Source organism: Streptomyces sp. NPDC048417, from assembly GCF_040651615.1.
Classification (GTDB): domain Bacteria; phylum Actinomycetota; class Actinomycetes; order Streptomycetales; family Streptomycetaceae; genus Streptomyces.
Map to the genome: position 1 here is coordinate 47,099 of NZ_JBEZKI010000049.1, position 21,210 is coordinate 68,308.

General features: G+C 71.3%; 23 protein-coding genes. 18 read left to right on the top strand and 5 right to left on the bottom strand.

All coding sequences use genetic code 11. The features are described 5' to 3' along the window. Positions 1-116: 116 nt before the first annotated feature. Entirely contained in the window at positions 117-2,255 is a 2,139-nt protein-coding gene (locus AB0D59_RS47385) for a hypothetical protein (RefSeq protein WP_362578177.1), read from the bottom strand. A gap of 1,238 nt (positions 2,256-3,493) precedes the next feature. Here AB0D59_RS47385 and AB0D59_RS47390 point away from each other — a divergent pair. Together AB0D59_RS47390 and AB0D59_RS47395 are read left to right on the top strand one after the other, a co-directional pair. Next, entirely contained in the window at positions 3,494-4,141 is a 648-nt protein-coding gene (locus AB0D59_RS47390) for an HAD family hydrolase (RefSeq protein ID WP_362578179.1), read from the top strand. Positions 4,142-4,145: 4 nt separating this feature from the next. Further along, on the top strand, positions 4,146-4,985 hold the full coding sequence (locus tag AB0D59_RS47395; protein WP_362578180.1) for a DUF1932 domain-containing protein: 840 nt from the start codon (positions 4,146-4,148) through the stop codon (positions 4,983-4,985). 7 nt (positions 4,986-4,992) lie between these two features. Here the strand turns inward: AB0D59_RS47395 and AB0D59_RS47400 are convergent, their stop codons facing one another. The 3 genes from AB0D59_RS47400 to AB0D59_RS47410 form a co-directional block, all read right to left on the bottom strand. After that, entirely contained in the window at positions 4,993-5,556 is a 564-nt protein-coding gene (locus AB0D59_RS47400) for a guanylate kinase (RefSeq protein WP_362578182.1), read from the bottom strand. Further along, positions 5,553-6,584: an AAA family ATPase gene (locus AB0D59_RS47405; RefSeq protein WP_362578184.1), complete on the bottom strand. Its 1,032-nt coding sequence runs from the start codon at positions 6,582-6,584 to the stop codon at positions 5,553-5,555. Before AB0D59_RS47405 ends, AB0D59_RS47400 begins: the two co-directional genes overlap by 4 nt. A gap of 183 nt (positions 6,585-6,767) precedes the next feature. Then, positions 6,768-7,520, bottom strand: a complete 753-nt coding sequence (locus AB0D59_RS47410; RefSeq protein ID WP_362578186.1) for a GntR family transcriptional regulator — start codon at positions 7,518-7,520, stop codon at positions 6,768-6,770. Positions 7,521-7,849: 329 nt separating this feature from the next. Here AB0D59_RS47410 and AB0D59_RS47415 point away from each other — a divergent pair, with 329 nt between their 5' ends. The 15 genes from AB0D59_RS47415 to AB0D59_RS47485 all read left to right on the top strand — a co-directional run bounded on the left by AB0D59_RS47415 (position 7,850) and on the right by AB0D59_RS47485 (position 19,936). After that, entirely contained in the window at positions 7,850-8,638 is a 789-nt protein-coding gene (locus AB0D59_RS47415; RefSeq protein ID WP_362578187.1) for a hypothetical protein, read from the top strand. Positions 8,639-8,799: 161 nt separating this feature from the next. Next, positions 8,800-9,111: a hypothetical protein gene (locus AB0D59_RS47420; RefSeq protein ID WP_362578189.1), complete on the top strand. Its 312-nt coding sequence runs from the start codon at positions 8,800-8,802 to the stop codon at positions 9,109-9,111. Beyond that, a complete protein-coding gene (locus AB0D59_RS47425) occupies positions 9,111-9,365 on the top strand; it encodes a WhiB family transcriptional regulator (RefSeq protein WP_362578191.1) in 255 nt (84 codons plus the stop codon). The genes AB0D59_RS47420 and AB0D59_RS47425 overlap by 1 nt, the downstream gene beginning before the upstream one ends. Positions 9,366-9,539: 174 nt before the next feature. Continuing rightward, on the top strand, positions 9,540-9,686 hold the full coding sequence (locus tag AB0D59_RS47430) for a hypothetical protein (protein ID WP_362578193.1): 147 nt from the start codon (positions 9,540-9,542) through the stop codon (positions 9,684-9,686). A 205-nt stretch (positions 9,687-9,891) separates the two neighbouring features. Further along, a complete protein-coding gene (locus AB0D59_RS47435) occupies positions 9,892-10,083 on the top strand; it encodes a DUF5999 family protein (protein WP_362578290.1) in 192 nt (63 codons plus the stop codon). 108 nt (positions 10,084-10,191) lie between these two features. Beyond that, the gene (locus AB0D59_RS47440; protein WP_362578195.1) at positions 10,192-10,563 is read left to right on the top strand and encodes a hypothetical protein; all 372 of its coding nucleotides are present in this window, start codon (positions 10,192-10,194) and stop codon (positions 10,561-10,563) included. Positions 10,564-10,706: 143 nt separating this feature from the next. Beyond that, on the top strand, positions 10,707-12,860 hold the full coding sequence (locus tag AB0D59_RS47445; RefSeq protein ID WP_362578197.1) for a DUF2637 domain-containing protein: 2,154 nt from the start codon (positions 10,707-10,709) through the stop codon (positions 12,858-12,860). A gap of 266 nt (positions 12,861-13,126) precedes the next feature. Next, entirely contained in the window at positions 13,127-13,642 is a 516-nt protein-coding gene (locus AB0D59_RS47450) for a hypothetical protein (RefSeq protein ID WP_362578198.1), read from the top strand. Between the two features lie 3 nt (positions 13,643-13,645). Beyond that, positions 13,646-13,846 carry a hypothetical protein gene (locus tag AB0D59_RS47455; RefSeq protein WP_362578201.1) on the top strand — a complete coding sequence of 67 codons (201 nt, stop codon included), beginning with the start codon at positions 13,646-13,648 and terminating at the stop codon, positions 13,844-13,846. A gap of 128 nt (positions 13,847-13,974) precedes the next feature. Continuing rightward, positions 13,975-16,221, top strand: coding sequence for a hypothetical protein (locus AB0D59_RS47460; protein ID WP_362578204.1), 2,247 nt, complete (start codon positions 13,975-13,977; stop codon positions 16,219-16,221). Between the two features lie 11 nt (positions 16,222-16,232). Next, positions 16,233-16,667, top strand: coding sequence for a hypothetical protein (locus tag AB0D59_RS47465; protein WP_362578207.1), 435 nt, complete (start codon positions 16,233-16,235; stop codon positions 16,665-16,667). An 88-nt stretch (positions 16,668-16,755) separates the two neighbouring features. Continuing rightward, positions 16,756-17,598, top strand: a complete 843-nt coding sequence (locus AB0D59_RS47470; protein ID WP_362578210.1) for a hypothetical protein — start codon at positions 16,756-16,758, stop codon at positions 17,596-17,598. Then, positions 17,595-19,034 (top strand): transfer protein, encoded by a 1,440-nt coding sequence (locus tag AB0D59_RS47475; RefSeq protein ID WP_362578212.1) that lies wholly within the window; start codon positions 17,595-17,597, stop codon positions 19,032-19,034. Before AB0D59_RS47470 ends, AB0D59_RS47475 begins: the two co-directional genes overlap by 4 nt. Positions 19,035-19,160: 126 nt before the next feature. Continuing rightward, positions 19,161-19,352 carry a hypothetical protein gene (locus AB0D59_RS47480; protein ID WP_362578214.1) on the top strand — a complete coding sequence of 64 codons (192 nt, stop codon included), beginning with the start codon at positions 19,161-19,163 and terminating at the stop codon, positions 19,350-19,352. Between the two features lie 80 nt (positions 19,353-19,432). Continuing rightward, complete coding sequence (locus AB0D59_RS47485) at positions 19,433-19,936, top strand: hypothetical protein (protein ID WP_362578217.1); 504 nt, start codon at positions 19,433-19,435, stop codon at positions 19,934-19,936. A gap of 85 nt (positions 19,937-20,021) precedes the next feature. Here AB0D59_RS47485 and AB0D59_RS47490 read toward each other — a convergent pair whose 3' ends face one another. Continuing rightward, entirely contained in the window at positions 20,022-20,219 is a 198-nt protein-coding gene (locus AB0D59_RS47490) for a hypothetical protein (RefSeq protein WP_362578219.1), read from the bottom strand. Positions 20,220-20,334: 115 nt separating this feature from the next. Here AB0D59_RS47490 and AB0D59_RS47495 point away from each other — a divergent pair, with 115 nt between their 5' ends. Continuing rightward, positions 20,335-21,153, top strand: coding sequence for a hypothetical protein (locus AB0D59_RS47495; protein ID WP_362578222.1), 819 nt, complete (start codon positions 20,335-20,337; stop codon positions 21,151-21,153). The last annotated feature ends 57 nt before the right edge of the window (positions 21,154-21,210 follow it).

Genomic DNA, 21,210 nt, shown 5'->3' on the forward strand with positions numbered 1-21,210 from the left:
CGACGTCGTCCGCGGCTTCGGCTTCGCCGTACGGATGTTGCCTCCGTTCTTGCGCGCCGCCTCCAGCGCGGCGCGCAGCGCGACCCGGGCCAGGTCGACGCCGGACACGTCGCCGCTCATGCCGACCCCCAGGGGGTGTAGCCGAGATTCAGGTGCCCGAGGCGGGACAGGCGCTGCACCGTCGCGACGAACTCCCTGGTGAACAGGCGCTGTGCTGACGTCTCGCCGTAGCGGTCGATGTGGTCGAACACGACCTGGTGGTCGTGTGCGGCGCGGGTGCGCCAGTCCAGGACCTGCTCGCGGGTCAGGTCCTCGAGGACCAGCTCCTGGTCGACAGCGACGTCCCGCGGTGCGGGCACGGCGGGTGCCGGGCGCGGAGTGGGCAGCACGGCCGGCGCCTGCGAGCCGGCCAGCTCCTCGAGGGACGGGTGCGCGGCCGCCGCCGCGGCACGGGCCTTGGCGGCCGCCGCCTGCCGGGCCCTGACCTGCTCCCACCGGTATTCGCGGGCCCACGCCTGGGCGGTCACGTCCTCGTGAAGCTGGCGGTCGACCGCCGCGCGGCGTTCCTCCGCCGTGGCGTACGGCATCGCGTCGTCGACGGCGGCCGCGACCGCACGGCGCCGGGCAAGGCTGTTGGCCTGCCGGTCCTCGCACCGCGGGCAGTCCCCGCCCGAGTCGAGCAGCATGCGGTCATCGCACAGCGCGTCACCGCACTCCTGCCGCTGGGGCAGCGCCTTGCTGATCAGCCAGCCCACCGGGTCCTTGACCGGACCGCCCCGCAGCAGCTGTTCGGACAGGCGCCTGGCGACCCGGTCGGCGAGGACCTGCGGCGCATCATCCCGGCCGACGAACCCGCTCAGCGTGGCCAGCTCGGAGCGGGCGGCGGCCTCCACCAGGCGGCGGGCGGCGGGACGCTCCAGACGCCCCCACACCAGAGAGACCGGCGCCAAGACCACCCGCAGATCCTCCGCCGGCAGAGCCGTTCTCCCTCCCTGCTGCCTGCCCTGACCCGCCCCGGCCACGACCCGCACCGGCTTGCCGGCCACCGGCCCGCACCCGGCGTTCTTGCTGCTCATCGACTCGGACTCCTGCCGCTGTTCCCCGCGCAGCGGGTCGCCCGCGCCACGGTCAGGCGACGGCCGGACGTCAACCTCGCCGTCGACGGCCTGATCCTCGCGCGCGCACGCGCCCTCCGGCCGACGGCCGTCCGCACCACGGCCTTCGCCGGAACACCCACCAGAAAGAGCAGCAGACAGGACGGGAACAGCCACGGGAGGGTGATCAGCGTGAAGGGCTGCCGTCAGCGCGGGGTCTGCCACATCAGCCTCACCGGGCACCGGCATCTCGCCGACCTGCAGATCTGCCTCCGGCTCGGAGGTCCCACTACCCCCTGCTGCAAGCGCGGGGTCTGAAAACGCGGGCTCGACAGCCTCCAGACGGTCCTCCCGGGCGTCGGCGATCCCGTCCCGGCCGTGGGCGGCCGCGACCGCCGGCACCACCAGCCGGGACCGGTGTCGCAGCCCGGATGCCGTTCGCACCCGGACCCGTACCACCAGGTCCTGGTCCTCCAGGCGCTCCAGTACCCGCTCGCCCGCCGATGCCGTGCAGCCCAGCAGCCGGGCCACCGTCGCCGCCGCCCGACCCCGTCGGGTGTCCACCGTCCCGCCGCACTGCCGCACCCGACCGGTCTCCCGGGCCTCCAGCACCAGCAGCAGCAGCGCGAGCCGGTCCGTCGCCGCCGCCCGGCCCGTGCGCGGCCCGAGCAGCCCGGCCGGAGTCACCCGGCCGTCCCGGTGCGCCCAGCCCGGCGCCATCACGGCCTCGAGCAGCCGCAGCAGCGTCGCCAGTTCCTGCTTCGCCAGGGCCAGCGGATGCCCGACCACGCCGTGCGCGGCCCACATCGGCAGCACCTTGCACTTCAGCCCGATGTCCTGGCCGGACTCGCCTTCCGCCGTCTCCACGCAGACCACCCCGGACCGGCGCAGACCTGACACCACTTCCGAGGCGACGTACGAGGCGGACAGCCCCAGCCACCGCGCCAGCTCCGGCGTACGGATCTCCACCACACCCGACTCATACGGCGTGCGCGACGCCAACACGATCACCGCGAGACGCACCGCGTCGGTCATGCCGTCCAGGCCGGGGGCATCCAGCAGCGCCCGCACCGCACCGCCCAGCCGGGCCCGGGCATCCCGTCCCAGCGCCAGCGGGTGCGCCGGACCGCGCACCGGCACCGGGCCTGCCTGCGCGGGCACCGACCGCAGCCGACGATGCGGAACATCACCACGGGGGGTGTCGACGAACCCGGAGCGGGCAGCGGGGATAGCAGCCGACGCCGCGACCACACTCACTGCCCCTCCCCTACCAGTACGTCCAAAGAGATCATCCGGAGATCGTCACCCGGGTGGTCTGTGGACAGATTCCGCTGCGCGGAGGCGGGCCTGTGGACAACAGACTGCTGAGGCAGAGAGCAGGCGGCCGTCGCCACGCGAAGCGTGTGAAGAACTTGCTGTTCCGCCGGACTTACGGCACGAATCGGGCTGTGAAATCCGTCAAGACGCGACTTCGCAGACGCCCAAATGGGGGTAAAGCGGGTGTATGTGGGCTGGCGAAAGCCCAAGCAGTCGTGCAGAATGACGACGTCCTCCTTCGTTGAAGGCGGTCATGACGAAGCGCCTCTTGAGGTGCTTCGGGTTCTGGTGAGAACCGAGATCGAACCGCTCGCAGCCGGCGGCAACCGGGGCGGGCAGCTCCTCCAAGAGGTCGGCAAACCTCACGGAGAGCAGATGGGCGTGGAACCTGGTGACGGGCAAATCACCGGGCAGACGCCCGGGGCGGCCAGAAGACCTGCATCGCAGGCGCCGCCCCCGAACGACCTACGTCATCCGGACCTCCTCAGCAGAGGGGTGAACCGGGGTGCCCGCGGACAGCACGAACGCCCCGTCGACGGACCAGCAACCGGCATGGCTGCTGACCCCACGGCGGGGTGCGGTGTGTCGGGTGACGGGTACGGGTACCCTGATCACGTCGGCACCTTCCTTCTCGCGAAAAGGGTGCTCGGCAGGCTTTCGGACCCCCACTACAAGGTCCGTCGGCCACGTGGCCCCTCCCGGCTTGTCCAAGGCCGGTCGACGGGGCCACTTTTTTTGATCAACGCTGAGGATCACCCTACCGTTCCTGCTGAATTCCGGGTGCCCCAGGTCTGTACGTGTCGCAAAGCCGGTCGGCCGCTGACGGCACATCATGGCGAGGCCCCTTCCAGCCCAGTTCGCAGCCAACGATGATCACCTGCATTGACCACGTGGCACGTACTCCTGATCCGAACAGGGACCGGCCCCGAATCCAAGGGAGTTTGCATGACTACCACCGCGAATCCCGCCGGAAGGGAAACAACTTGCTGAACCGGCCCGCCGTACGGGCCGAGCCAACACCCAGCCGTCCAGGAAGCGGGCGCCGACGCAGTCCGTCCGACGCCGTCGATACGCTCGCTGACGTGCAGCAGCGCCTCGCCCTCTTCGATCTGGACGGCACGCTGGTCGACCGTCAGGCCGCCTACAGCGACGCCGTCGCTGCCCTGTGCCGCAACCACGACCTCGGTACCCCGGCCGAACAGTGGCTGCTCGCCCGGCTCGCCGACCGGGCGAACCCGAGTGACTTCGCCGAGCTGCGCACCGTCTACGGCCTGACCGAGTCCGCCGAGGGGCTGTGGCAGGAGTACGTCGACCGGATCGCGGCCGCCGTCACGTGCCGTCCCGCGGTCCTCGAAGGCCTCGCCGAACTCCGGGGCGCCGCCTGGACGATCGGCATCGTCACGAACGGGTCCTCCGACACCCAGCGCGCCAAACTCGCCGCGACCGGCATCACCGGCTTGGTCCACGGCATCGCGGTCTCGGGCGACCTGGAGATCCGCAAACCCGACCGGCAGCTCTTCGAACTCGCGGCCGCGCGCTGCGGCCTGTCCCTCGCCGGCGGCTGGATGATCGGCGACAACCCCGCCGCGGACATCGGCGGCGGCCACCAGGCCGGCCTGCGCACCATCTGGCTGCGCGGCCGCCCCTGGCCCGACACCCTCCCGGCCCCGCACCACACCGTCGACGACGTCACCGACGCCATCACCATCCTGCTCAGCGAGAGGCACTAACACCGTGGACCAGCCCACCGTCGGCATCCTCCACCCCGGCAGCATGGGCGCCGCCGTCGCCGCCTGCACCGCGACGCACGCCTCCTCGGTCCTGTGGTGCGAAGCTGGGCGCAGCCCCGCGACCATCGCGCGCGCCGAGCGGTTCGCCCTGACCGGGGTGACCACGCTGACCGAGCTGCTGGACCGCAGCGACATCGTCCTCAGCCTCTGCCCGCCGGCCGCCGCCGAGGACCTGGCCCACGAGGTCGCCGAGCACGGCTTCACCGGGGTGTACGTGGAGGCGAACGCCATCAACCCCGAGCGGACCGTGCGGATCGCCGAGCTGCTCGGGGCCACGGCGACCGTCGTAGACGGAGGGGTCATCGGCTCCCCACCCGTGGGCGGCAAGAGCCCGACCCTGGTCCTGTCCGGCCCCGCTGCCGCGGTCACCGAGGTCGACGCTCTGTTCGCGGGTACCGATGTGCAGACGGGGATCCTGGGCGCGGAGGTCGGGAAGGCGTCCGCGCTGAAACTGTCGTACGCCAGCTTCCAGAAGACGAGCCGTGTGCTCGTGGCGCTCTCGGTCGGCCTCGCCCACGCGTACGGCGTAGACCAGGAGCTCCTCCAGGTGGCAGCCCGGCGCAGCGACTCGTACCTCGCCGAGCCCGAGTACATCGCCAAGACCGCGGCCCGCGCCTGGCGCTGGGGCCCGGAAATGGATGAGGTCGCCGACACGCTCGCCGCGGTCGGCCTCCCCCCGGAGATGCTGCGCGCGGCCGCGTCCACGCTGGCACGGTGGAACGACGCCAAGGACGACGGCGAGCTCACGCTCACCGACGCCCTCGACAGGCTCGCCCAGCCGTAGCCCGCGCTCATGCCGACGCCGCTCCCACCCGCTGCACCAGCAGCTGGTCGATGAGCCGCGCCGGCTCCTGCGGGGAGACCGCCGAGGTGTCCACGGTGAGGTCCCAGACCATGTCTGGGTGCGCCTCCAGGTCCTGCCAGGTCGCCTCCCACGCCGCCAGCCGCGCAGCGGTGTCGCGGTCACCCCGCGCTTCGGACCGGTTCGCGGTCATCTCCTTCGGGCACCACAGCAGCACCGTCGACCAGACGGCCGGATAGCCGCCGACCACCGCGCAGACGCCGTCAATCTGCCCGAGGTGCAGCACCGGCACCCCGTTCGCGAACGCCGAGGCGAGCCCGGGCCGGTCGATTGCATAGGTGTTGCCGTACCGCCGGTTCGCATAGACGACGTCGCCCGCGGCTTCCAGCGCGAGCAGCTGCTCGGCGGTCCCCATCCGGTAGCCGTGGCTCTTGCCCGAACCGACCTTCAGGCGCTCAAACTGCCTGTACTGAGAGGAAAGTTGCGCCAGGGCCCGGGTGACCGTGTCTTTGCCCACGGCCGGCGGCCCGTAGAGGACGACACCGTGCTTCATACCGCCACCGTCCCGATCGCCTGGCGAGCTTGATCGGCCAGCGAGATCGCGGCGCCCATCCGGTTGTCCACCACGAGATGTGGGACGGACGGACGGAGATTCACGTCGACGGTGGCGATGTACTCCTCCCACCGCTCCAATTTCCAGGCGTCCCGAGCCGCGCCGCGGTGCGAGATGTACTCGTGCATCGACTCCACATCGCACTGCACCCAGATCGGCGCGACATCAACGCCATGCGACGCGCACTTGTTGATCAGGCGCTCCATCCACTCCTGGTCCGTGAGCTCGGCGATGAACGGCGCGGTGACCACGGTACTGATGCCGCACGACACGTTCGAGTAGACGGCCTGCATCAGCGCGGCGTACTCAGCGGGCCGGACCCGCTCGCGATACAAGTCGGTGTGCCGGTCGTGTGCCTGCGACCCCAGAGCGGTCAGCAGCGGCTCCACCAAGGGACGGGTCAGCGGGTCCTTGTCAACCAGCGGCCAGCCCGTCAACTGCGTAAGGAACCTGGCGAACTCGGTCTTCCCTGAGCCAGCGAACCCGCCCACCAGCACCACACACGGCTTGTGAGGATCGCCGCCGGTACGACGCCGCTTCCACGCCTCCATCACTCGCTGCTGCCAGCTGTAGCTGTCGAAGCCGTCCCCGTCCGCGATCCGCGTCAACGCCCGCTCGACAGCTATGACGTGCAGACCATTGCGCTGTTCAGGCAGCGGGGTGACCTCGAACTTCGTCTCCTCCCCCGGCAGTGCCGGCCGGAAGCCCAACGACGGCTCCGTCGCCCCGTACAGCAGGCAATAGGCCCGGCGGTACGGCGGCCCCGGGTAGCTCTCACCCGTCTCGTGCTGCGACAGCGTCTGAGGATTCGCGGCCGGCACATCTTTCAGCCCGGCCTGCTCAGCAACCAGCCGCAGCCGCTCACCGGCTTCCTCGAGCGTCAGCCCGTGCCGTTCCCGGTGCTCCCTGAGCTTGTCCGGGCGCCACCCAGCGCGCTTACCCACCCCGTCAGCCTCCGTCTTCACCATGATCCGGAGCCTAAGCGCGGGCCCCGAAAAGCTGTGTGTAGTTACTCGTTGAAAACGCGTTGAGGAACTCGTGCACGGAAGTGACGAGCTCTTCGTGATGTTCCTGAGAGCCCCATCCGGGTGTGATTGCCCCCACAAAGCGAAGGTCTTGGAGGGGGCAGATCAGTGGCTATTCACCAGGCGTCAGGAGCGGCCGCCATGCCACACTCCAGGACGGAGAATGTCCTCCCACACCTCCAGCGGGCCTTCGTCATCGGAGTAGAGAGTCCGCAGAACGAGTACTGGGATAGGAACGTCTGGCGGCACGTCGATGCCGAACTCATCGAGTTCGTTGTTGGAAGCAAGCCGCGCGGTGCTCTGCTCCGGCCCCGCGGTGATCGTCTTGCCGGTGCGCTCGGTGTACAGGTCGTGCCGGAACTTCGGCATCGGTCCCGCGTCGAGCAGCTCCGGCAGAGGGCCCAGAGCCCGCATGTGAATCATGTTCAGAGCCAAGACCGTCGGTTTGCCGTCCTGCATAAAGGTTCGGCTCCGCAGCACGATCTCGTCGTACAGGTCGATCTTGAGGAGGTTCGCAACCTCGGGATCCGCGCACGAGCGCAGTACGGAGCGAGAATTCACGTAGGTTTCCCGGGGAGCCAGCGGCCTGCCAGTGCGGCGAAGACGCTCCAAACGTGCGGCGCCGGTGAGGATCGACGGAGGGATGTCGCTGGGGCTCAGCACAGTGGTGCCGCTGCCCTGTGTCGTGCGAATCAGCCCCTCAGCCTCCAGAGCTTGGTAGGCGCGATGGACCGTCGCTGTTGCTCCCTTGCCTTCGGCGACAAGGGCCTGGACCGACGGAAGCCGGTCGCCAGGGCCGTAGTCGCCGTTCTCGATCTTTCTCGCGATCTCATCTGCGATCTGTCGCCACTTTGGCGGCTTCGGAGCCGGGGCTGGCATGGCGACTCCTCTCGACTCGGCTGTGCCAAACAGTCAACCACATTCTAGAAGACCTTGACATGTCTTCTAGAAGACTTCATTGTTGTGTCTGCGAACGGCGCTAAAGCCCTCCGCATCAGTACGACCGCAGGTAGTCGTCCGCCTCTCGGGGTGGCCGGGGTTTCAGAGAGCTTCACCAAACTCCCCCGGGCCTGACCGCACGACGACTTGTGTGCACCTCGCAGCGCAGTGCGCTGTCTGTCCTGCGGGACGCCGGCCTTGCCGTGCGGCCTGGAGGGCGGAGAGAGCATCGCGACGCATTCCGTCCTCTCCGTCCATAAGGAGTTCACGTGCCGGCTTCGACGCCTGAGTCCACCGCCCGCCTCCGCAAGAGCCGGACCCGCTCCCGGAACATCAACCCCCGCCCGGCACTCGCCGTCTCCAGCCTCAAGCCTCACCAGTACGACCTGCACCCCTCCTGCGCGTCGCTGATCTGCCCCGACTGCAAGACGTGGGTGCCGATCACGGGACTCAGCGCCAAGAAGCGGAAGCTCGTTCCGCACGACACCGGCGTCGCCGGGAAGGACGTGGCGGTGCGCTGCCAGGGCAGTAACCGTCTGGTCAGCATCGACGTCCTGGTCAAGGCGTGGCAGGGACGCATGGAGGTGGGCGGTCCGGAGGCCAGCGGCCGCCGTTCGGCCCGCCAGCACTACAAGCCGCTTCCGGCCCCGGCCAAGCCCGTCACGAAGATGACCCCGGAGCCCGCGAGCGCGGACGATGCTCTCACTGCCTACCGCGAGCACCTCAAGAAGTGCCGGAACAGCACCGTGGCCGGCCACTGCGGCGGCACCCACCGCTGCGCCGACGGCGCCCGGCTCGCCAAGCTGTACGAGCAGCTGAAGCGCGCCGAGCCGCTCCGTCAGCGTGAGGCCCGCGTCGACGCGCTGCTCGCTCGCCACCGGTCGACCAGGACGTGGGCTACGCACAGCGCGGCCACGGAGAACGTGAAGGCGACGGCCAAGCGCAGCGGGACGACGGTCGAAGAGGCCAACAACTCCTGCCGGGTCCGCGTGGCCGACACGGTCTCCGACTACCGCGGCCCCCAGGTGCCGCTGCAGCCGCTCCGGATCGGTGCCTGACCCCAACTACGCACGAACGACCACGGCCCCGGCCATCCCGAGCGATCGGGGAGGCCGGGGCCGTGGCTGCTCGTACGACCAGCCAAAACGACGACAGCCCCGGCGACTTGGAACCCCCCGGGGCTGTCCAGGACCTGACTGGAGGACCTGTGCAGACCAGCATGACACTCCCGGCGCCCGCCGCCGAACCCGACCCGATGATCCTCGAAGCCCTCCGCCGGGTCGTCGACGACCAGATCGGCCCTCGCACACCGGGCTCCATCTACCAGAACGTCGACGGCGCCTTCGAGGTCCTCGCGGTGATCCGCGACCCGCAGCGTGCTCGTGAGTTGCTGGGGCGCCGGGGCGCGCAGTGGGCCCTGGTCGTGAAGGACGTGCTGCGGCCCGGTGCCGAGCCCTTCGCGATCGGCTCCGTGTGGACGACCTCGGACTACCTGGTCCGTGAGGCTGCGGCGACCGGAGGGGTGAAGTAATGGACTGGCGTCACAACGCGGTCTGCCGCGAAGAGGACCCCGAACTGTTCTTCCCGATCGGCAACGTGGGGCCGGCGCTCCTGCAGATCGAGGAGGCCAAGTCCGTCTGCCGCCGCTGCCCGGTCATGGACCAGTGCCTCCAGTGGGCGCTGGAGTCCGGACAGAACGACGGCGTCTGGGGCGGGCTGTCCGAGAACGAACGGCGCTCGATGAAGCGCCGCGCCGCCCGTGACCGCGCCCGGAACGCGGGGTGACGGTATGAAGAGGGCCACCCGTAGGCGCTTAACCGCCGTCTTACGCCTGGTCCTGGCCGTGACCGGCCAGTGCTCCGAGTGCGGTGGACGATTCGAGGGCTGGTCCGGGGGCGTTTGCGACGCCTGCCGGAACCGCGGGTGATCGTCGTGCCCGACGATCTACTCACCCGCTACATGAGGGCCGACACTGCCAACCGCGCGCACGGTGAGACCTGCACTGAGTGCTCGCCGGACGTGCGGTGCGAGGTCGGCAAGCGTCTGCAGGAGTCGTTCAAGCGACTCCAGGACGCCTACCTCGCTCAGCAGAAGAAGCGGATCTGACCCGCAGGACGGGGCGGAACCCCAACTCCCCGCCCGCACGACGCTGTTCCACCAGGCCGTCCGCCCGCACCACGGGCGGCCGGCTTTTCGCACGTCTTCCGCCCGGGAAGGTCCCGGGATCGTCCTCCCCGCAGGAGTCCCCATGGACAGCACCGCCCAGCTCGACACCGCGACGACGGCGGCCGGCACCACGCTGCCGGACTCGCTGTGCACGCACACGCCGAAGTGCCCGTCGGCCACCAGCTCGGACCGGGAGGCCGCGCACGCCGTGGCCAGCCACCCGGAGCAGGGCTGGAGCTTGCTGTGCAACGGCGTCCTGGTCTTCGACGACACCGGCGAGCTGCTCCCTGACGGCCAGGTCGTCGCCCCGCACCGTCACCTCACGGTCGTGGCCTGACGGCTGCACCGACCGCTGAACCTGGCGGCCGGGTCGGGCGGTGACTGGGAGCCGGACAGTCCGGACGCTCCGGCCCTCGGGCCGGTGTACGCGATGTGAGGAGACCACGTGACCCAGCAGCAGACGCAGGCCACGCGCCCCCAGACCACCTACACCAAGGGCGACATCGTCCTGTTCCGCGACGTCGAACGGTTCTGGCTCGGGCTTCCCGGCCACACCTTCGTCGGCCGGGTGGAGCGGTCCTGGATCCACGCCGACACCCGCAAGGTCCTCTACGACCTGACGGAGCTGAGCGGCAACCGGGCCCGCGCCGGGATCGACCCCGTCTACATGCGGCTGCTCCCGGCCACGGACGCGATGCGCGACATCGACACCGCGCCGCTCAGCGAGCCGGACACCGGCGCGATGACCCCGGCCGCCGTCGCCTGGCTGCGCCAGCACCTCGGTCAGGACAGCAGCGCGCTGCCCGCCCGTCCCTGACCGCCTGCCCCACGCAGACGGCCCTCCGAGTCCCCGGCATTTGAGCTGCCGGGGCCTCGGAGGGCCTGGTCACGACCCTACCGACCGACGCCGACCCGCGGTGGCCTCTTGCACGAGGCGCCGGAGTAAGAGAGGACACCCCCGTGGCCAACACCACCACCCGGCGCAGGCGGAAGCCCGCCCCGGCCGCGAAGCCCCGCAGCGGCGGGCGCGCCAAGGCGCCGGCGGCTCCGGCCGCCATCCCCGCCCAGGCCGCCGCCCCCGAGGAGACGGTGCCGCTGGTGCACCCGGAGGCTGACCCCTTCCTGGCCGACGCCGCCGACCGCGCTGCCGACCTCCGGGACCTGGCCGCCGACGACGCCGCGCGCATCCTCGCCGACGGCCAGGAGCGCGCCGCTGAACTCCTGGACGGCGCCCGCTCGGAGGCCGTCTCGATCACCGAGGCGGCCACCACCGAGCGGGCCCGCGTCCTGGCCGACGCGCAGACCGACGCCGACCGGGTCCGCACGGACGCCGCGACCGCCGCGGTCGCCGACGCCGACCAGGTCCTGGCCGACGCCGACGCGAAGGCCAAGCAGCTGCTCGCCGACGCGCGCGCGGAGGCCGACACCGTCACGGCGACGGCGTCCGGCGAGGCCGACCAGGTCCTCGCCGCCGCCAAGGAGGCTGCCGAGCAGCTGCTCGCCGACGCGCGCCACCAGGCGCAGGAAGTCACCACCGCGGCGGCCGCGCAGGCCGACACGGTGCAGGCGGAGGCCGCGCAGGTCCTCGCCGACGCGGAGACGAAGCGCACCGAGCTGCTGGCGGCGGCGGAGCGCACCGCAGCCGAGACCCGTACCCGCGCCGCCACCGACGCCGAACAGCTCCTGGAGCGGGCGCGGGGCGAGGCCGACCGGATGCGCGAGAGCGCGGACGACCAGGCCGCGCAGGTGCGGGCCGGGGCGGAGAAGATGGCCGCCGGCCTTCGTGCCGACGCCGACCGCGCCCTGGACGACGCCCGCACCTCCGCTGAGGAACTGCGGGCGGCGGTCGACAAGGATGTCGTCCGGCTGCGCGAGCAGGCCGAAGCCGACGCGAAGACGGCCCGGGAGGCGGCGGCCAAGGCCACGGCCGACCAGGCCGCCGCCGCCCAGGCCCGAGCCGAGGCGGACCGGGTCCTCGAGGCGGCGGCGGAGCGCACCGTGCAGCGGGCCCGGCGCCGGGAGATCCGGACCGAGTCCCGTGCCGCGCGGCGCAGGGCCCGCAACGACGCCCGTCCCGCTGGCGGTGTCCCGCCGCTGTCCGGGCAGGAGCTGGTCCTGGTCGCCGGGATCGTCCTGGCGGCCGCGGTCGTCTCCACCCTCGGTCTGCTGTCCTCCTACACCGCGCTGGAGACCAAGGCGACGGGGTGGGGATGGGAGTGGCCGTGGCTGCTGCCGGTCGGCATCGACGTCGCCATCCCGGCCTTCACCGGCGCCAGCCTGGTCCTGATCCGCATGGGCATGGAGCTGCGCTGGATCCGCTGGGTGCCCCGCGCGCTGACGGCGGTGACCGTGTACCTGAACTGGAACGCCTCGGCCTCCGCGTCGGGGCGCCTCGGGCACGCCGCCCTCACGCTGCTGTGGGTCGTGTTCTCGGAGATCGCCTCCCACGTCTACGCGACGCGGATCGGCGCGGTCACCGGCAAGGTGCGGATGGAGACGGTGCGGCGCTCGCGCTGGATCCTCGCCCCGATCCCCACCGCCCGCCTTCGCCGCCGGATGATCCTGTGGGAGATCACCTCCTACGAGGAGGCGCTCACCCGCCTCCAGGAGCAGACGTACCTGCGAGCGCAGCTCAAGGAGGAGTACGGGTGGCGGTGGCGGAGCAAGGCTCCGCTGGAGCAGCGGATGGCGCTCAAGCTCGGCTCCGCGCCCGCCGCGCTCGCCGACACGCTCACCCCCGAGGACGCGCTCACCATCGAACGGGTGGAGGAGAGCGAGCACGCTCGCCCCGACGCGAGCGCGCTCGCCTCGGGCGAGACGCGCGGCGAGCGTGAGCGCCCGGCGCTCACCTCCGGCGCTCACGACGGTGAGCGCATCACGGAGGAGACGGACGCTCAGCGAGCGGAGAACGCTCGTACGCGCAGCGAGACGGAGGCGCTTACCGAGCGCCGCCACGCTCGTATCCGTCTGCTCTACACCGAGCTCGGGCGCCGACCCGAGTGGACGGAGATCCGCGACGCGCTCACCGACGCGGGCCTGTCCGACACCCCGGTCTCCCGCCCGACCGCACAGCGCCTGCGCGCTCAGGTCGAAGAGGCCACCCCGGGCGCGTAGGTGAGCGCCCGGTGAGCGTCGACGCGCTCACCCCTGGCAGAACCCCTGCCGCTCATGGTCGCCCCCGGTCCGCGCCCACGCTCCCGAGCGTGAGCGCGGACCGGTGACGGCCACGGCCGGCAGGCCGCTCGCCCGCGCCCGCCCCGAGCGGGGCGCGGCCGATCAGCCCGTACCGAGCACGACCCCGGCCCCGCACGCACGCCTCGGGGACACGGACCCATCAACCCCCTCCCCTCCCTACCCCCGAGACCTGGAGGTCTTCTGCCATGCCCGAGAACAACAACCGGTGGACCTCGGACCACCTGATGAAGCCCGGCGGCACCGCCCTCTACGGCGCCCAGCAGCGCGAGCGGTTGCGGCAGATGGCCGACGAGGTCAGGGCGCTGCTGCGCGAGTACCGGGCCGACCTGGAGAACATCAAGTTCGACGGGGACAAGCCCTTCGAGGCCCGTATCCGGGCCTTTCTCGCGTCGCGTCCGCTGGCGCAGCTCGAAAGCGACCTTCGGGACGCCGTGAATCACGCCGGAAAGCTCGACGCCGAATACCAGCGGCGTTATGTCGAGCTGCCGATCAAGCGTGAGAAGAAGGCGGAGAAGAAGGAGCTGGATAAGGCCAGGAAGAAGGGCCTGAACACCGCCCGTGCGGTCAACACCGCCGGGCAGCTCAACGGCCTTTCGAGTGCCCTGACCGAGCCGACCGGCGACGGAAAGGGCGTCGCGAAGAAGACCGGCACGGAAGGCGGCGACCACACGTTCCTGGACTTCCTGGAAAAGAGGGCCTGATAAGTGGCTGCTCAGCTTTCCAAGGGTCAGGTCGCCCGCTGGGACAAGCGCCTGGCGGAGACCACGACGAACAAGGCGCGGGCGACCGCGCTGTGGGACCTGGCCCGCCTCCTGGCGGGCGACGACGACAGGGCGTGGGCCGACCTGGTCCTGCTGCTCCAGCGCTGGACGACGGAGCGGCAGGGCCGGCGGCCCGGCTCGTAACGCTCCGCGCTCATCACTGCTCATCATCACCGCTTCACTCCGTGAATCCGGGGGTCCCGACACGCGCGCCCATACGCGCGCGTGAGATCCCTCCGATTCGTGACCCTGAGTATCGAAGGAGACGGCCGATGGCCGACGACGACGCCGGGGGGACCGTCTACGGCTTCCCCGGCGGGCTGACGATCCCGGGTCCGGTGGGCAGCGGCCCGCCGCCGCCCGGGGCCGCGGCCCCCAGCCTGCCCGACCTGCCCGACCTGGCGCCCCCGCCCTCCCTGCTGGTGGCGGGCAATTCCGACGTCAGTGGCGGCGGGAGTACGACGACCGCACACGCGGATCCGGGAATGCCGGACAGCCCGGAAGGGCAGGGAGTCGCCGCCATGTCGGTGGTGATGATGGCCGGTATTACCGTCGCCGCAATGCGCGGCGCATGGAATGCAGCCTCTTATCTGAAAGCCCGCCACGAACACCACCGGGCAATTGCAGATCAGCGGAGGGCGGCGGCCGATAAAGCCGCGATCGGTGTTGAGGCGGCCCGTCAGAAAGGCCGTTTGCAGGCCGGTCCGGAATTCGGGCGCAGCACTCGCACATCGGGTGGCGGAGGCGGCCGGACAAACTCCGGAAAGAATTCCCCGCCCAGCACATTCCGCTCCTCCGGCGGTACCAAGCCGTCGGGCGGCTCCGGGTCCAAGACGCCCACCAAGACGCCTGGCGGCGGCTCTGGCGGCCGAACGCCATCGCTGGGCACTGGCGGGCGCGGAGGCGGCGGCGGGGGCCGTAGGGGCGCCCTGGAGTCCTCCGGGACAAAGGGCGGCGGAAACAACGGGAACGGGGGCCGAAAGACCCCGACGAACGGCACGAAGACCAACTCCGGCAGCCTCTCCGGTGCCGTACGCGACCGTGCCGCCGACCGGGTCCGCAACGGTCCCCGGCCGAAGAACGGCACCGGCACCCTCGGCACCGGCAAGTCGGGCTCGGGCGGCGGCACCACACCCTCCTCGGGGTCGAAGTCGGGCCGCGGGCCCGGGTCGAAGACTCCGACGTCGGGCACGAAGTCCAAGACGTCCGGGGCGGGTTCGGGCAGCAAGGGCCGGGTCACGCTGCCGGAGGCTGTGTCGAAGGCGTCGGAGCGCCGGCTGAAGCGGCGCCGCAAGCGGCTGTCCCCGCCCGTCCTGACCACGGTCCGCAAGGGCAAGGGCAAGAAGGGCGCGGGGAAGCCGGGCAGCGGCGGCCCCGGTCCCAAGCGCAAGGGCAAGGGCCGGGTCACGCTGCCGGCGGCCATCGCGAAGGAGTCGGCGCGGCGGTTGAAGAAGCGCCGCAAGCGGCTGGACCCGCCGGTCCTGACCACGGTCCCCAAGAAGAAGGGCAAGAAGAACAAGAAGGCCACCCCGGCCGGGATCGCCTCGGGGACACCGAAGGTCAGCCTGGTCAAGAAGCCCAAGCCGACGTCCGGCACGGGCAGCTCGGGTGCGGCGACGCCGAAGGTCAGCCTCACGAAGAAGCCCAAGCCGAAGCCCGGCGCGGGCGGGGCGGCCGGTACCGGCGGCACGGCTCCGAAGGTGAACCTCCGCAAGAAGGTCAAGCTCACCAAGCCGCGCAAGCCCGGCTCGGGCCCGGCCGCCGCTCCCACGGGCGGCACGAGCACGACCGGGCCGACCGGCACGGGCCCCAAGTCGAAGGGCGACAAGCGCCGTTCCCGCCGCGGCTGGTGGGAACGGGCGAGCGCACGCCGCTCAGGCCGCCCGGCTCCCGACCCCTCCAGCTCCGGCGCCGTGCCGGGGCCGGGTGCTGCACCGGGCGGAGGGTTCGGCCCGCCCCCGGGCTGGGGCTACGCCGAAGGCACGACGATCACCGTCGAGCAGGCCGGCGGCAAGGTCTGGGAGGCACGCCAGCGTGAGGCGCGCCGAAGGGCCGGTATCCCCGCCGGGGCCATTCCCGCATCAAGGACAGGAGGAACCGCAGTGACCGTGCCCGTCCCGACGAAGGCACCGAGCACCCAGTACGCGGACAGCGACCTGACGATCTACGACGTCATCGAGTCCGACGCCGACATGGCGGAGGAGATCATGGCGGGCGTCGACGAGGCCAACGCCGCGGCTGAGGGCTGCGACAAGATGATGACGCGGCTGGAGGCCCTCCACACGAAGATCGTCGAACTCAAGGTGCCCGGCGTCCTGGAGGGCTGGGTGCTGATCCTCGCTGAGAAGGCCGTCAGCGTGAAGGCCAAGGCGGAGGCCCTGGCGGAGAAGCTGCCCGCCGCCTCTGAGGCCATCCGCACCGCCGGCGAGAACGCGGAGCGCCGCCACAAGCCGCTCGCCGACGCCGTCCGCGACGCCGGGCACGCCGCCCCGGCTGAGCGCGACTACCACGTCGAATAGGAGAAACCAACGTGTCCGACCTCGTTCCCGTCATCGGCGGCGCCCTCCAGAAGACCGGCTCCGTCATCGTCGGCGCGGTCCGCTTCGGCATCGTCGTCGCGCAGCTGACCGCCGCCAGCGCCACCATGGCGGGCCTGTCCAACCAGGTCCGCTCCACCTTCAAGTACGTGGAGGACTGCGCCGACTCGGTCGACAAGCTCTCCGACCTCGCCGCGTCCAAGGCCGTCGACCAGTCCACCGTCAACGAGCACCGCGAGGCGGCGACCGTGATGCGGTCCTGCAAGGAAGAGGCGGAAGCCATGGCGGTGGAGTGCGAGGAAATGTCCTCGCTCTTCCACGAGACCGCCGACGGGCACATCGCCGACTACGGCGCGGTCGCGGACGCCGCCAACAACATGCCCGACGGCATCGAGATGGCCGACCGCACCTTCTACAGCAACCGCTGACCACCCCTCACCCCGCACCGCACGAAGGGCGGCGAACCCCAGCCGGGTTCGCCGCCCTTCCCCATGCCCTGACAAGGAGAGCCCACCGATGATCCGCCTCGGACCCCTGCGCGGCCGCTTCGCCCTGGCCCGCAACGCCTTCGGCCGCGTCGCCACCGTGGCCGGCACCGGCGCGCTCGCCACCGGAACCTTCACCCACGACTTCTACGGCCCCTCCGTGCTGACCGCCCTCGGCTGCGCCGGATGGGGCGCCCTGTGGTCGCTGACCCTGCCGCGCAACGCCGCGGGCAACACCGCCATGGGCCTGTACCTGGCCCCGTCGGCGTCGATGGCCGTACTGCTCACCGCGCAGCGCATCGTGCCCGGCATCGACTGGTACTGGCAGCTGCTCGCCGACGCGGGCTGGAGCGCCGCGGTGCTGTACGTGCGCCCGGCCCGCCTGGCCCGCGTCCTGGTCGGCCGCGAGAAGTCGCTGACCCCCGAGGCCATCGAGCAGACCCAAGTGCTCCTGGCCGCCGACACCGACCAGGCCGGGCCGCAGCACCCGATGGCCGCCTACTGGGCGCAGCACGTCGCCATCGAGGGCGGCGCCGCCCCGAACACCGTGCTGGAGCAGATCGAACGCACCGGTGAGGAGTCGATGACCGCCGTCATCCGCTCCACCCTCCCCGGCAAGCCGGTCCCGAAGATCGACCTGCTTGAGCTGTCCGCGGCCATCAACTGGCCCGAGGACGACATCGCCATCACCCCCGTGCCCAAGCAGGGTGCCGGGGTCCGGCGCCTCACCGTCGGCCAGGCCCCCGAAGAGGCCCTGGACATCTACACGGCCTGGGAGAAGCTCATCGCCCCCAAGGGCATGCCCTCCACCGTCATCACCGCGATCCGCACCGTCGACATCCCCGACGAGGAGACCAAGGAGCTCCCCGCATGAGCAAGATCTACGAGCTGACCGTGGAAGCGGTGGAGGCCGGCGACATCATCACGTACCACCCGATGAAGCTCGCCAACGCCCTGCGCATCAAAGACGTCAACCGGCTCGCGGTGGAGACCAGCGTCATGGGCGACAAGGCCCTGGTCACCATCTACCCCAACGACCCGCTCGCCCGCGTCATCCTCACCGACCCGCAGATGCTGGTCATGGACGAACGCGGGCGCGTGTGGATCGGCCGCTACCACAACGGCCGGCCCTCCCTGCTGCGCCTGTACGACCCGGCCTCCGGCTCCGCGCAGCGCCTGCTGCTGTTCGGCACGACCGGCGCGGGCAAGTCCACGGCCGGGCAGATCGTCCTCGCCGCGATGAAGCGCTCCGGGATCGCCGTGCTGTACGCCGACCTCAAGGGCGGCCAGTCCGCGCCCGAGGCTTACGGGCAGACCGGGCCCGGCGCGGACGGCAACGTCGCCTGGCGGGTCACCACGCAGGAAGGCACGATGGCGCAGCTGCGCACGACGTGGCTGACCATGATGGACCGCCAGGAGCGCTACGCCCGCCTGGGACGCTCCAAGTTCCTGCGCGGCAGGCCCGACCCGCTGATCTACCAGATCGTGGACGAGGCCAACCGCCTCCTGGAGAAGGGCGCGCCCTACCGGGACGAAGCGACGTTCTACATCAAGGACATCGGCCGCACCGGCCGCTCCCTCGGGGTCGGCATCGGCCTGTTCGCTCAGGCCGGCCACCTCGAGGAGATGGGCGGCTCGGACACGTTGAGGGCGATGCTCAAGGAGGGCGAGGTCATCCTGCTCCGCTGGACCAGCTCGATGATGAAGCAGCTGGTGACCGACGGCCTGCTGCCCGCCGGTCAGGTCCTCGCCCCGATCCCGAAGTACGCGGGCGAAGTCGACCTCGTCTCGCAGTTCGACGAGGAACACACCGACGACGATCGGCCCGGCACCCAGGGCACCGCGTACAACGTCAACGGCCGTTACCCGACGTCCAAGATGCGGTTTTGGAACATCGGCTCCCCGGTCCCCACCGAGGGCCTGGACCCGATGATCCTGGACCTGTACGGCCCCGGCGCCCCGCCCGAGATCGAGGAAGCTGCCTGGGACCTCATCGGGGACGCCTACTGCCAGCGCCTGGACGGCATGGAGGCGTACCGGGCCGTCTTCCCCGAGCCCGAGGAAGACGAGGACGGCGAAGGCGGCGGGGGCAAGAAGAAGGGCGGCGGCGCCAAGACGGCCGCCTCCCCGGTCCCGGCCTCGCCGCCCAAGCCCCGCGCCCGCACGCTGCGCGACCGCATCCAGGCCGTCTTGGACGCGCACGACGACCCGCTGGACGCGCTCCAGATCCTGGAGCTGGTCAACGCCGACGGCGGCCGCGAGGTCAAGCTCGGCAGCGTCCGCAACACCCTGACCGCGATCAGGAACTGACCCACCTCCCCCCGCCGCCCGGCCGGGCCCGGCCTTGCGCTGGGACACACGAGGGCCGGTTTCCCAAGTTGGGGAAACCGGCCCCGCCCGGCCCGGCCGCCGGCCTTCCCGAAGGAGTTCACCGCTGTGGCGCTGACCGTCTCCCTGGTCGTCTTCGCCGGAATCATCGTCGTCGTCCTGCTGCGCACCGGCTACCTGCGGCTGTGGCCCGCGCTCGCCGCCGTCCTGTTCGGCTTCACCCTCGCCTCCACCGGCGTCGCGCCCGCCATCAACAGCGGAATCAGCAGCGTCGCCGGATGGATCAGCAGCCTGGGATAACCCGCCCCGCTCCCCACCCCTCGCGCCCTCCCCGCCGCCACGGCAGGGAGGGCGCGCCCGTACCGAACGGAGACAGCACGATGGACTTCCACTCCACCGACGGCCGCCCGATGTCCGACTCTGAGGCCGCCGCCGAAGCCAAGCGGATCATCGAAGAGAACTTCCGGCCCGAGCCGCCGGTCCGCCACTTCCCGACGTCGTTCCGCGACGACTCCCCCGTGCCCGCCTACGGCAACACCCCGCCCGTCCATCAGGACGACCGCCGGATCGTGCCCGCCTGGGCGGCCGGGATCGCCGTCGCCTCCATCGGCGTCGGAGCCGGGGTCACCGGCATCGGCTGCGGCGCCTGGCTGGTTCTGCAGGGCCTCGCCTCGGTCACCCTGACCGGCGTCTTGATGGTCACCCTGCCGTTCGCCGGCCTCGCCATGGCCGCCACCGCGATCGGCGGTGCGATCAGCCGCGCCCGCTCCGCCGTCACCAAGAACATCTACGAGGGCCCGGTCATACAGAAGACCGAGATCAACAACCACAGCACCACGCGCGGCATGTTCTTCGCCCGCACCCGCAACGACATCCACAGCTGATCCCGGCACCCTGCGTCGTACTCGAACCCCGCCCGCACGGCCGGGAGTCGAGTGCGGCGCAGGCCGCCCCGGGCAGCCCGCGCGATCAGTCGTCGTCGTCCAGGTAGATCAGCAGGCGGCCGTACTCATCGACCTCCGCCTCATAGATCACGCCGTCAACGACCGCGTGGTCGACGACCACCTCGAAGTCCTCTTCGTCATCGATCCACAGCACGCCGTCGTCGTCCGTGAACGCCGGATAGATCACCCCGTCGGCGATCACCGAATCGAACTCGACTGCCATCGCGCCCCCTTGCTGCTCCCTGGCCTCGCCCCAGCCTGTCGCACCACCAGGCCCCGGCGACAGAGACATTCCCATCCCGTACGCAGCGTCACCGCCCTCGAAGGAGATGCCGACCGTGGCTGACCATACCGACCGCACCCCGCACATCCCCGGCCAGCGCCAGGAGTCCCCGCCCGCCGACCACGGCCAGGCCCTCGACATCCCCGAGGCCCCGTCCGTGCCCTCGCTCGAAGACCTCGAAGACAAGGAGCCGCGGCTGGAGGCCCTGCGCGAGTGGTGGGACGACGCCTGGGACGAAGGCGGCTTCCTGCACGACCGCTGGGAGGACCTGCGCCGCGCCCCCGAACTCGGCTGGCACGGCATGGCGAACTGGGTGAAGACGGCGTTCGGACTCGCCGGGATCTGCGCGGTCCTCATCCTCCTGGACGGCGCGACCGATGTCCTGGCCGACACGCTGCACCGCCTGCTGACCGCCGTGCCGCGCGTCCCGGTCGGCGCCGACACATCCACCGGCGTCTTCGCCGTGGTCGACCAGCCGATCCGCTCGTACATCGCGGCCCACTCCGCATCGCTGCCGATCAGCGCCTCCACCGTCTACACCGTCTGGCAGATCGTCGGACTCTTCGGCCTGGTCGGCGGGTTCTTCCGCAGCAGCGGCGTCCGCCTGACCTGGACCGCGTGGGGCGCGGCCAGCATCGCCATGGTCTACAGCGCAGCTCCCGCCGACGGCCGCACCATCGCCACCGGGCTCGCCGTCCTCGCGTGGACCGTCGCCTCCGCGTTCGCGCTGCGCGGCCTGACCCTGCGCCCGGCGTTCTTCACCCACATCCATAACGCCGGTCACCAGATCGAGCCCCACATCCACCTCCCGGCCCCGGCCGCCCCGGCCGCCGACGACACCCCGGACAACGTGCACCCGCTCCAGAAGCGCTGACCCGTCGCCCTGCCTGGCTCTCGCCCGCCCCGCGCGGGCGAGGACCGGACAGGCCGT

Bases quoted from the DNA above. Each gene is read 5' to 3' on its own strand.
- AB0D59_RS47425 (WP_362578191.1), top strand. From the start codon at position 9,111: ATGGACTGGCGTCACAACGCGGTCTGCCGCGAAGAGGACCCCGAACTG.
- AB0D59_RS47485 (WP_362578217.1), top strand. From the start codon at position 19,433: ATGGACTTCCACTCCACCGACGGCCGCCCGATGTCCGACTCTGAGGCC.
- AB0D59_RS47410 (WP_362578186.1), bottom strand. From the start codon at position 7,520: ATGCCAGCCCCGGCTCCGAAGCCGCCAAAGTGGCGACAGATCGCAGAT.
- AB0D59_RS47430 (WP_362578193.1), top strand. From the start codon at position 9,540: ATGAGGGCCGACACTGCCAACCGCGCGCACGGTGAGACCTGCACTGAG.
- AB0D59_RS47460 (WP_362578204.1), top strand. From the start codon at position 13,975: ATGGCCGACGACGACGCCGGGGGGACCGTCTACGGCTTCCCCGGCGGG.
- AB0D59_RS47405 (WP_362578184.1), bottom strand. From the start codon at position 6,584: ATGGTGAAGACGGAGGCTGACGGGGTGGGTAAGCGCGCTGGGTGGCGC.
- AB0D59_RS47400 (WP_362578182.1), bottom strand. From the start codon at position 5,556: ATGAAGCACGGTGTCGTCCTCTACGGGCCGCCGGCCGTGGGCAAAGAC.
- AB0D59_RS47475 (WP_362578212.1), top strand. From the start codon at position 17,595: ATGAGCAAGATCTACGAGCTGACCGTGGAAGCGGTGGAGGCCGGCGAC.
- AB0D59_RS47470 (WP_362578210.1), top strand. From the start codon at position 16,756: ATGATCCGCCTCGGACCCCTGCGCGGCCGCTTCGCCCTGGCCCGCAAC.
- AB0D59_RS47490 (WP_362578219.1), bottom strand. From the start codon at position 20,219: ATGGCAGTCGAGTTCGATTCGGTGATCGCCGACGGGGTGATCTATCCG.
- AB0D59_RS47450 (WP_362578198.1), top strand. From the start codon at position 13,127: ATGCCCGAGAACAACAACCGGTGGACCTCGGACCACCTGATGAAGCCC.
- AB0D59_RS47420 (WP_362578189.1), top strand. From the start codon at position 8,800: ATGACACTCCCGGCGCCCGCCGCCGAACCCGACCCGATGATCCTCGAA.